The sequence below is a fragment of the Acinetobacter sp. 778_lipA genome (assembly GCF_058242985.1).
Genome location: NZ_JBZAYT010000001.1, coordinates 355,605 through 367,487 on the forward strand (window position 1 = coordinate 355,605; position 11,883 = coordinate 367,487).

Consider the following 11,883-nt stretch of genomic DNA (forward strand, 5'->3'; position numbering starts at 1 on the left):
CATAAACTTATACGTGGGTAGCACGAGATAAATCTAAACACTGATAACTTACAAATGGTTTAACTTGAGATTAATTCTAAAACAATTATCTTGGAAATAATTTCCTTAATTTGCATAAAAAATATCAGTTGAGAGAAAAATTTTCTTTGAATGTCTTAATCTTGAAAAATATATTCTTGATTGATTTCTTTTACGGTAGCTGTTCCCATTAATGCCATGGTAATTTCAAATTCTTCCTTTAAAATTTTAATCACATGGGCGACACCTAAAGCACCAGCAACAGAGAGCCCGTAGATCGCAGGACGGCCAATCAGCACCGCAGATGCGCCTAATGCCAATGCTTTAAATATATCTGTACCACGACGGATTCCACCATCCAAAAGCAAAGGAAAATCATGAGGAACAACGGCCTTAATTTTTGCTAAGGCGATCAGTGGGGAAATACTCGTATTGAGTACCCGCCCACCATGATTGGAAACGATTAAGCCTTTTACTCCGATTTCGACTGCTTTTTTTGCATCGAGTGGATGTAGCACACCTTTTAAAATTACAGGCAAATGGCTATGGGCAATTATAAATTCGATATCTGCCCATTTGGGTGCAATTTGCATTAAGCCATTGAATACTGGATGTTGATGCTCAGAAATTTCGGGTAGAGGAATGTGGGTGGGGGTATGGGGATGTAGCATGCCTTCTGGCAATTGGAAATTCACCCGACGTTCACGATCACGAATCCCTGTATGCGGTGAATCTACTGTAATCACAAGCGCTTTAAAATTTTGTTGTTCTGCGAGTCGAACTAAGGCCAATGATTTCTCACGATCACCTTGCCAATACAATTGAAACCATTTCAAAGGGTTTTCTTGTTTTAAACTTCGCATATCGGTATTGGTGAAAGTGCTCAGTACAATATTACTTTCTAAAACTTCGGCCGCTAGTGCAGCCGCAGCTTCGCCGTCAGGGTGGAACAATTGTTGATGCCCAATCGGTGCAAGAAAAATTGGATGAGGAAAATTTTGTCCTAAAATCTCACATTGGGTCGAGCCTTGAGTTAAGTCATTGAGCAGTCTTGGAATCAGTTGAATATTTTTAAATTGTTGTAAGTTTTCTTGAACACTTTGCTCATCCATCGCCCCACCTTGCAAATAGTGCCAAGTGTTTTCAGGCAGATGCTGTTCTGCTTGTTTCTCGTAATCCGCAATGGTCTGTAAATATGCTGGAATTTGAGTGAGTGGTGCTTGGATTTTTTTACTCATTTATTGATTGTCCAAATTTATACAAAACACTTTCATTACAATAATGACTTGCAAGCTAAAACTTATAAATCACTCCATTCACGTAGAAGGTTGTGATAGATCCCTGTAAGACTAATCACTTGCTCATGTGTAGCAGATAGCTCGATGGTCAGCTTTTGAATATTTTGATCTAAGTCAAAGAGAATTCGTCGTTGCGCATCGGATGATACAAAGCTTTGTACCCAAAAGAACGAGGCAATACGTGCACCCTCAGTGACTGGGTTGACCTGATGTAAACTGGTAGAAGGATAGACAATTGCATCGCCAGCTGGAAGTTTTACTTCTTGTGTACCAAAAGTGTCTTCGATCACCAGTTCACCGCCATCATATTCATCGGGATTGGTGAGAAAAACAGTGCAAGACACATCAGTTCTTAAATACTGATTGAGTTGAGGATGACGACGGATAGCATTATCAACATGCATGCCAAAGTTTCCGCCGTGTTGATAACAATTAAACAGCGGAGGTAAAAATGTTTTTGGAAGAGCCGCGCTAAAGAACAAAGGATTTGCATTGGCAGAATTTTGAATGATTTGTCCAAGTTCAAATGCTTGTTGAGAATCTTGAGCCAGTTGTAAATTATTTTTTAAATGCGCAGATTGATAGCCTGTTGTTACTTTTCCATCTGTCCACTCTGCTTGAGAAAGTGTCTGACGACAATGATTTAGTTCATCCAGACTAAGTAAATTTGGAATATGTAAAATCATGATTTTCTTCCCCAAAAAAGAAACAGCGCCTGATGAATCAGACGCTGAATTTTAACATAGATTGGCTAAATCTTAGAACTTATAGTTGATGTTGAATACGCCTTTGCGACCCTCACCAGGCATTGCCCAACCATTGTTACGGATATGGGTGTAGTACTTCTCATCACTTAAGTTTTGCCCCAATAATTGGAAACTTAAATCTTTGTTGTAGCTGTAGGTTACAGAAGCATTGTGAATCACATAATCTTCAGACTTGACCTGCGGCACAAGATTATTCGTCGCTGAACGTGTGCTTAAATACATTTCACCTTGATAGGTTAAGCCATAGCCAGCTTGCCACTGATCATTGAATTGATACGTTGTCCATAAGCTGCCTGAAATTTTAGGAACATTGACCAATTTGTCACCTTTTTGGAAGTCAGTATTCGGTGAACCATTGACTTTAGTTTGGTCGTATTCTCCTTCCATATAAGCAGCACTAGCGGTGATGTTCCATTTTGGCGTAATTTCACCAGCTAAACCAAGTTCAACACCTTGTACATAGTTTTTACCATCTAATTTGGCATCTGGTTGTCCAGGTATATCATTGGTTACACGGACTTTATCTTGTTCATTACGAAATACTGCGGCAGACACTAAGAAGTTAGGATGTGCTTGCCACTTTGCCCCCACTTCATAGGCAACTGCATTTTCTGGGTCTGTACTGCAAGAATTTGCTGTGATTGCATTGTTGGTAATAGTTTGAGAACAGCCACCACTTGCAGTATTTTGTACCGGCTTTTGAGCATTAGCATAAGACAAATAAAGACTGGTTGCTGGTGTTGGTTTAAATGTCAAACCTGCATTATAGGAAATTAAATTATCAGACTGTTTATAGTTTTGACCACGAGTTACCGCTGCATTAGTTGTTGAAATAGTATCTGAACGATATTGACCGTCAGTATAATCATTACGCACACCAAGGTTAAGTAACCATTGTTCACCAAACTTTAAAGTATCAAACAAATACGCTGAATAAACATTTAAGTAGCCTTCAGCAACAGCTGTTTTACGGAAATTTGTTGGACCATGCCAAAAGTTATCTGGATTGTACACATCCATGTAAAGCGGGTTAGTAATAGAACTGCCTGCTGATGAACCATTTGAATTATATAAAAAGCCAGCTGTGGTAATCTCATAGTCTTCACGGCTAAAGCCAACCCCAGCAACAAGAGCATGATCGATAACCCCAGTTTTGAATTGCACATTGATGTTGGTGTCATTGGCAAATTGCTTATTATGGGTATCACGATAATAACCACGTGGACCAGAAATATAATATGAACCCTTTGGAACAGTAATCGTGGTTGTACCAGAAGTTACATTACAATTTTTATATCCAGTTTGGTTGGTATTGGTCAGTGCTGTTGGTGATGTGCCATCTGCTAAACAAAATGTTCCTTGTGGTGCAGAAACAGTTGCTTTTTGTTGAATATCACTATAACGAGTAATGGAGTTCAGTTTTGCGTTGGGACTGATCTCGCTTTCTACTTTAAATGTGACAACCTGATTTTCAATATCTTGTTGATCTAAGTTGCTATAGCCATAGTTATTTTTATCTGAAATCCCTTTGACAGGTTTGCCATTATAATAAGGAACGCCGTACTGTGGATCATTTTCATCTTTTTGATATAAGTAAGATAAAGTTGCCTTGGTCGTATCGCTGATTCCAAAAGTAACCGATGGCGCAATTCCCCAACGTTTCATTTCTTCATCACGACCCGCATAGGTGTTTTGATGCCCCATTATATTTAAACGAAATGCTAAATCTTCATCTACAACTTTATTAAAATCACCGGTAAAGCGTTTATAGCTATCTGAACCAAAACCTAAAGTAACTTCATTGCTGTCACGATTCTTAGGTGTTTTAGAGACTAAATTGACACCCCCACTGATTTGTCCTACACCATTTTCAACAGAATTCGCACCTTTGATGATTTCAACAGCTTCATAGTTGAATAAATCAGAACGGTTGGTTAATGCTGCATCACGTAAGCCATCTACAGTTGTGTTATAGGTTGCATCATAACCCCGTAGGTTGATTTTATCGCCATAACCACCACCACCTTCGCCAGCACCAAAACTAATGCCTGGAGTTGTTGCAAGGGCTTGTTGTAGTGAAAGTAAGCCTTGATCTTTGAGTGCTTTTTCCGTGATGACCTGAACAGTTTTAGCGGTATCTAAAATGTTTTCTGTACGTTTAGTTGAAGATGTTTTTGCTGCTAAATATGCAGTATTTTGTTCTGCACGAGCTTGAATAGTAGGAAGTTGTACTGTTGTGTCTTCAGTTGCTGCAAAAGCTAGATTGGGTAAAGCAATTGCAAGTGCAACTGTTTTAACTTTTTTGTTTTTTACAGAGTATTTTTGAGCCATTTTTTGCGTCCATCGCAGGTTGTATCAAACTTACCCAATACTGCTCAGGAAACATCATGTCGCAATAATGGAGAAATTGTTAGGGTGTGTAACTAGTGTTGCGAAGTCTAATGATAATTATTTTCATTAACAATAAATATAAATGATTATTCATACGGAAAAACTGTTTAATCTATTAAATATAATTAAAGAAAACTATAGGGGATATGATTGATGGAGTTTGATCATATTGCTGAAATTTAAAGTATTTTTAATGGTTGGTAAAAAGTAACTATTGGAAGTTATAGAATTATTTTTTAGTGAGGATTAATAACAATGAGATTTATCTTTAATAAAAGACACAACGAGCTAAATTATCGGTAAAAAAATGGCCCCTATGAGCAGGAGCCATTTCACTTTAATTTTTAAAGTATTAACTATTAATATTTAAAGTTAATTGATAAAACAGCATTACGGCCTTCAGCTTCAGTTGCATAGTGAGATGCATAGGCTTTAGTAAAATAACGCTTGTCTGAAAGGTTGTTTACATTAAGCTGTAAATCAACATTTTTGTTAATGTTGTAACGAGCCATTGCATCATAACGTACATAGCCAGATACATACTTAGTATTTGCAGCATCACCATAGACTTTGTCCATACCTAATGCACCAGCACCAACAGTTAACTGTGGAAGCACTTGATACGTTGTCCAAAGTGTTGCAGAGTTTTTAGGTACGTTAGGAAGTTGTTTGCCTTTCGCAGGGTTAGGGTATGTACATGTCCCAGCACGATTACATGACGGGCCAGGGTTGGTCATTTCACTGTCTAGATAAGAGTATCCAGCTGTAATATCCCATTTGTCTGTAATTTTACCTGTAGCACTAAGCTCAATACCATCAACTTTACTTTCACCGCCGTTGGTGTAGGTACCAGCATCTAATTGGATACGAGTATTTTGTTTTTCTGTACGGAATACAGCAGCTGTTAAGTTTATGCGATCATTGAAAAGATCCCATTTAGTTCCAACTTCATACGTACGCGCTTCTTCTGGCTTTAAGTCCATATAAGCTTGTCCGATCGCTTCTGAACCATCACCACCATCAACACCCACTGGGTTAGCTGATGTTGCATAGCTTGCATAGATTGAACCATTTTTCATAGGTTTATATGTCAAACCAGCTTGGTAAGTAAAAAAGTCTTTATTATTTTCTAGTTTTGCGCCTGTTGCATTCGTCACTTGCTCAGTGTCAAATTTGTCCCAACGAACACCTAGATCAAGTAGCCATTGTGGATTAAATTCAATATTGTCAAGCAAATAAACTGATGTAACTTTTGTTGTAGTCGTGGTGGTATTACGATTGGCAACTGCAGAACCTAACCATTCTTCTTTCGAATTTGGATTTGTTAAAGACGTACACCACGCATCATTGATTTTACAATCGCTGTTGAAACCACCAGTTGTAGTACCTGTATAACCTGGATAAGTAGTTGTATAGCTGCCTTTATCTGATTTTTGATCACTATATTCTGCACCAACATTAAACTTATGCTTAATTGCACCAGTGTTAAATTTACCAGTCAATGCAAGTTGATCTGTGAAAATATCTGTGTCAGTAATACGTGAGTTAATACGACGCCAAACTTTATCATTTAGGACATTACCTTTTGAGTCATCTGGTTGAGTCCAAAGATAATCATTCGTTGACTTGTTATACACTGCAGTATTGGTAATGGTTAAATTGTCAGTTAAATCATGTTCTAATTTAATTGTACCAATTTGGTTTTCTTGTTTTTGAAAATCACGATCATGTAAACCATAGTAAATGCCTTGTTTAACATCTACAGGCTTACCAAAAGTTGCTTTTTTCGAAGCATCATAATTATATGGCACACCCGAATCTGGTGTATCGTCTGACTTTAAATAGTAATAACTTAACGTTGCACGAGTCGCTGTATCTAAGCCAAAAGTAATACTTGGTGCAATACCAGCACGTTTATATTCTGCGCCGTCATGTTGACCCGCTTTCTCATTTTGGTGTCCCATTACTGCAATACGAGTAGCAATCCCATTACCAAAATCTTTATTGCCATCTAGGGTAATACGTTGGTAGTTATCTGTACCACCCGCAACAGAACCCTCTAAAGCATCGCCTTTTTTAGCGACTTTAGAAATCATGTTTACACTACCACCAACCGAACCAGCACCACCAAGTGAAGATGCTGACCCTTTAATAACTTCTACTTGTTCTACTGCAAACATTTCACGGTTTTGCGAAGTGGAATTACGCACACCATCCACAAACATAGAACTTTCAGAGTTATAACCACGAATAAATGGACGGTCACCATTTGGGTTGCCACCTTCACCAGCGCCAAGAGTAATTCCTGGAACTGTACGAAGTGCATCTGCCAGTGTTGTTACTTGAGTATCTTGAATCAGTTGTTTTGAAATAACAGATACAGATTTAGGTGTATCCAAAAGTGGCGCAACAAATTTTGTATTGGCAGACTGATCTACTTTTAAACCTTGTTCAGTCGTTGCTTGTGCTTTAATTGTTGGTAGTTTTGCGATTTCGTCTTGAGCGATGGCTGACGTTGCAATAACTGAAAGAGATGAAGCGATTGCTGTAGTAACAATCTTTTTGCGTGATTTGATAAAAGACATACTTAAACTCACTAAGAGTAGTGCAAATTTGTATGCGAATAATAATGATTCTTATTGTTTATTTCATCTGTTTGAAATTGAATTTGTCGATAGTTTTAAAAGTTTATGATGAGAAAATGAATTGAAAATGTTTTGAATTTTCACTTAACTTTTTGAATTTTATCTATTTAGCTTTATTTCCGGATATTTCAAAATGTAAATAAATTTATTCTATTGTCACTAAAGTATTTGAATTTGGTAAATTTCTCAAAATATGCGGATTTCTGGCTTTTGACTACAAAGAAGGGGATTTGTTTAAAAAAGCGACATAATGGGGAAATCCGTGACCGAAATAAAATGATTTACACAGGTGTTTTGTATATATTCAAATGTTGTCATATAATGTGGCACTTTTTGAAAAACTGTAATTATTAAATTCTATCGAGGAAGCCATGCAAGTAACTTCTGAAGCGGTTTCGGGCGTTGCCCGTCGTTTAAATGTATCTGTACCGACGAGCCGTATTAACGAGCAGTTTGAAGCTCGCTTGAAACGCACTGCCAAAACTGTGAAGATCAACGGCTTCCGTCAAGGTAAAGTGCCAGTAAACGTTGTACGTCGTGAATACGGCGCTGGTATTTACCAAGAAGTTGTAAACGACATCATTCGTGACACAGTATTTGAAGCAATTCAACAAGAAAAAATCAACGCTGTTGGTATGCCAAACATCGACAAAGTTGAAAACAAAGATGATGCTTTAGTTTATCAAGCTACAGTTGAAGTTTATCCTGAAGTTGAAGCTAAATTTGAAGGTCTTGAAGTATCACGTAAATCATCTGAAGTAACAGATAAAGACGTTGATGCAATGCTTGAAAACCTTCAAAAGCAACGCGCTGAATGGACTGAAACTAAAGGCATGGCTAAAAAAGACATGCAAGTAACTTTCGATTTTGAAGGTACTGTTGATGGTGAGAAGTTTGAAGGCGGTGCTGCTGAAGACTTTAAACTTGTTTTAGGTTCTGGTCGTATGATCCCTGGCTTCGAAGACGGTATCGTTGGTATGAAGAAAGGCGAAGAGAAAGTGATTGATGTAACTTTCCCTGAAGATTACCAAGCTGAAAACTTAGCAGGTAAAGCGGCTCAATTCAAAATCACAGTTAAACTTGTTGAAAAACAAAAACTTCCTGAAATTGATGCTGAATTCCTTAAAATCTTCGGTTTAACTGAAGAAGAAGGCGTAGAGAAATTAAAAGCTGACGTTCGCAAAAACATGGAACGTGAAGTAAAAAATGGCCTACGTAACCAAGTAAAAGGTGCAACTTTTGATGCACTTGTTGCTGCAAATGACGTAGAAGTTCCTGAATCTATGTTGGCTCAAGAAATTGATCGTCAACGTCAACAAATGATTCAACAATTTACTCAGCAGTTTGGTGCTCAAGGTGCTAAAGCATTTGACAGCAGCATGCTTCCTGATGAATTGTTCAAAGAACAAGCTGAAAAAGCAGTTAAACTTGGTGTATTGGTAAGCAAAGTATTGGCTGATGCTAAACTTGAAGTAGACCAATCACGTGTTGATGCTTATATCGAAGATATGGCTTCTTCTTATGAAGATCCGACTGAAGTGATCGAATATTTCAAAACTGATAAGCAACAACGTGCTCAAATCGAAGGCGTAGTGTTAGAAGATCAAGTTGTTGATCATATCTTAGCTGCTGCTAAAGTAACTGATGAAGTTGTTAGCTACCAAGATTTGTTAAAAGAGCAACAAGCGCGCCAACAAGGCTAAGTTGTTTGATCTAAAAAAGGCGCTTTGGCGCCTTTTTTTATGAGCTTAAACATGGATTTAATCATTCCATTCACAATACTTATGCAAAAAATATCTGATATTAAGTTGGGAATATTTTGCATTTTCAGCAATTATCCCTCATATTGTGAACATGAGTGAAGTAACAAGAATTCAGGAATAAATAACGTATGTATGTTCCATCAATTGAAAGCGCTTTGGTGCCAGTAGTCGTAGAACAATCTTCACGTGGTGAGCGTTCTTTCGATATTTTTTCACGTCTTTTACGTGAACGTGTGATTTTTTTAACTGGTGAAGTTGAAGACAACATGGCGAATCTTATTGTCGCGCAAATGTTGTTTTTAGAAGCTGAAAATCCAGATAAAGATATCCATTTATATATTAATTCACCTGGTGGTTCAGTGACTGCGGGTATGGCAATTTACGATACGATGCAATTTATTAAGCCTGATGTAGTGACCTATTGTATGGGGCAAGCTGCATCTATGGGGGCTTTCTTATTAAATGCTGGTGCAAAAGGTAAGCGTTATTGCTTGGAAAATGCGCGTGTGATGATTCACCAACCATTGGGTGGTTTCCGTGGTCAAGCATCGGATATTGAAATTCATGCACGTGAAATTTTATTCATCAAAGAACGTTTAAATCGTTTAATGGCTGAACATAGTGGTCAAGATTACGAAACAGTCGCTAAAGATACAGATCGCGATAATTTTATGACTGCACAGCAAGCAAAAGAATATGGTTTAGTGGATCAGGTATTAAGTAAACGACCTCAAGACTAAACATTTATAGATAAGATTTAAGAATTTGGAGTGAAAATGTCCGATCTTCCTCAAGGACAAAAGCATTGTTCATTTTGCGGTAAAACGCAGTCTGAAGTCGGTAAGCTGATTGCAGGCGAGGACGCATATATTTGTAATGAATGCGTGGATGTGTGCTTAGACTTAGTGCAAACGAGTCAACAGGTGGAAACAGGCGATTGGGCAACACGTCCATTGCCAAAACCACATGAAATTCGTGCGGCTTTGGACCAGTATGTAATTGGTCAAGACACAGCAAAGAAAACACTTTCAGTTGCAGTGTATAACCATTACAAACGTTTAAAAGTATCTCAGACAGGGCATAAGCCTAAAGATGCAGTTGAAATTGCTAAAAGTAATATTTTGCTGATTGGACCGACAGGTTCAGGTAAAACATTGCTAGCACAAACACTTGCACGTTTGCTTGATGTACCTTTTGCAATGGCGGATGCAACAACTTTGACCGAAGCTGGTTATGTTGGTGAAGATGTTGAAAACATTATTCAGAAACTTTTGCAAAAAGCGGATTACGATGTAGAAAAAGCACAAAAGGGTATTATCTACATTGATGAAATTGACAAGATTACCCGTAAATCTGAAAACCCTTCGATTACACGTGATGTGTCTGGCGAGGGCGTGCAACAAGCATTGTTGAAAATGATTGAAGGTACGGTTGCGTCAATTCCGCCTCAAGGTGGACGTAAACATCCACAGCAAGAGTTTATTCAAGTCGATACTGCAAATATCTTGTTTATCTGCGGTGGTGCATTCTCTGGTCTTGAAAAAGTTGTGCAACAACGTCAAGAAAAAGGTGGCATTGGTTTCACAGCAGATGTAAAGAATAAAGACGATAGTAAGAAAGTATCTGAATTATTCCGTCAAGTTGAAGCAGCAGATTTGGTGAAATTTGGTTTAATTCCTGAGTTTATTGGTCGTTTACCTGTGATTGCGACACTTGAAGAACTTGATCAAGACGCGTTGATGCAGATTTTAACTGAACCAAAAAATGCATTAACTCGTCAGTATCAATATCTCTTTGAGATGGAAAATGTAGACCTTCTTTTTGAAGATTCTGCTTTACGTGCGATCGCGAAAAAGGCGTTAGAACGTAATACAGGTGCGCGTGGTCTGCGTTCTATTTTGGAAAATGTATTGCTTGAAACGATGTATGACTTACCAAGCCGTTCAGACGTTGGTACTGTGATTATCAATGAAGCTGTTATCAACGATAAAGCTCAGCCAGAGTTTAAGCCTGAACGTCAACCCAAGCATGAAAATACTGAAGTTGAAAAAGTAGACTTGAAGGTGTTGGATACTAAGTCAGCTTAAAAGCTGGGTTTCGATTCATCCTCAGTGCAATTCATCTGAAACGTGCAACTAGCTTGACTATTTGCACGTTTTTTATTTTTAAATGGTCATTGAAATGTTAAGCTGGCTGTAGACAATAGGGTTTATTAAAAACGAAAATAAAAAATACGCGGTGAGGGAAAATCATGCGTTACATCGGTCTAGTCGTTTTGATCAGTTGTGGGTTGGCAGCTTGTCAAAGTCATCAATCTGTTGAACAGCAACCAGCAAAAGTTGTTTCAACTTTAGAGCCAATCGATTTCAAAAAAGAAGATTCGTTGGTTCATGAAAAGCTGGAACAATATAAAGTTGCATCATTTTCTACAGGGTCTTGGGTCAATCAAAAACCGGGGCAATATTTTAAGCTGGTTAAACCTCAGAATCCTCAAGCTGCAATTGTGTATTTTTATCGACCTGATAGTCGTTGGAATAGACAAGAAATTATTCCAAACAATTTTTTTCTGAATGGTAAGAAAATTCCAAGCTTGATCAGTAATCATTACTACTGGATTGAACTGGCTGAGGGGGATTATAAGTTAAGTCTCAGTCGTCCATTAACTGTTTTTCATTTCCAGAAACCCAAAGTTGCTTACTTCTCAGTGGAAGCTGGCGGGCAGTATTTTGTCAAATATGAAGAAGAAAAGTTTCGCGGTGGGCCAAATGGTGAAGCTGGGTTATTGCGTGTAGGGCCTTTAATGCAAATGCCTACCCGACAAGGACTAAAAGAAATTTCAATGACTCAATTGAAGACACCTGGTCTTAATTTTGTCGCAGAAATGACTGCGGATGGACGATTGATCAAACCTAAAGAAAAAATCAAAGGTGAGCCATACAAAGTGAGTGATGACGTACATTTGGGGCAGCAGTTTAAACTTTGGAATCCAATGACTTGGTAA

8 protein-coding genes are annotated in these 11,883 nt (G+C 38.0%); 4 read left to right on the top strand and 4 right to left on the bottom strand.

Going from position 1 to position 11,883, the window contains the following annotated elements:
• Window positions 1-155: 155 nt before the first annotated feature.
• From AC4CUY_RS01790 to AC4CUY_RS01805, 4 genes are all read right to left on the bottom strand, one after another.
• Complete coding sequence (locus tag AC4CUY_RS01790; RefSeq protein ID WP_483770363.1) at window positions 156-1,256, bottom strand: alpha-hydroxy acid oxidase; 1,101 nt, start codon at window positions 1,254-1,256, stop codon at window positions 156-158.
• A 62-nt stretch (window positions 1,257-1,318) separates the two neighbouring features.
• Window positions 1,319-2,002, bottom strand: a complete 684-nt coding sequence (locus AC4CUY_RS01795; RefSeq protein WP_336954559.1) for a Fe2+-dependent dioxygenase — start codon at window positions 2,000-2,002, stop codon at window positions 1,319-1,321.
• A 72-nt stretch (window positions 2,003-2,074) separates the two neighbouring features.
• The gene (locus AC4CUY_RS01800; RefSeq protein ID WP_419819644.1) at window positions 2,075-4,414 is read right to left on the bottom strand and encodes a TonB-dependent receptor; all 2,340 of its coding nucleotides are present in this window, start codon (window positions 4,412-4,414) and stop codon (window positions 2,075-2,077) included.
• Between the two features lie 419 nt (window positions 4,415-4,833).
• The gene (locus AC4CUY_RS01805) at window positions 4,834-7,059 is read right to left on the bottom strand and encodes a TonB-dependent receptor (protein ID WP_490773588.1); all 2,226 of its coding nucleotides are present in this window, start codon (window positions 7,057-7,059) and stop codon (window positions 4,834-4,836) included.
• Window positions 7,060-7,490: 431 nt separating this feature from the next.
• On the opposite strand from AC4CUY_RS01805, the gene tig reads away from it, so the two are divergent.
• From tig to AC4CUY_RS01825, 4 genes are all read left to right on the top strand, one after another.
• Window positions 7,491-8,822: a trigger factor gene (gene tig, locus AC4CUY_RS01810; RefSeq protein WP_004726530.1), complete on the top strand. Its 1,332-nt coding sequence runs from the start codon at window positions 7,491-7,493 to the stop codon at window positions 8,820-8,822.
• Between the two features lie 188 nt (window positions 8,823-9,010).
• Complete coding sequence (gene clpP / locus AC4CUY_RS01815; RefSeq protein WP_004726532.1) at window positions 9,011-9,622, top strand: ATP-dependent Clp endopeptidase proteolytic subunit ClpP; 612 nt, start codon at window positions 9,011-9,013, stop codon at window positions 9,620-9,622.
• A 36-nt stretch (window positions 9,623-9,658) separates the two neighbouring features.
• Entirely contained in the window at window positions 9,659-10,969 is a 1,311-nt protein-coding gene (clpX, locus tag AC4CUY_RS01820; RefSeq protein WP_483770360.1) for an ATP-dependent Clp protease ATP-binding subunit ClpX, read from the top strand.
• Between the two features lie 164 nt (window positions 10,970-11,133).
• Window positions 11,134-11,883, top strand: a complete 750-nt coding sequence (locus tag AC4CUY_RS01825; protein WP_336954563.1) for a DUF2846 domain-containing protein — start codon at window positions 11,134-11,136, stop codon at window positions 11,881-11,883.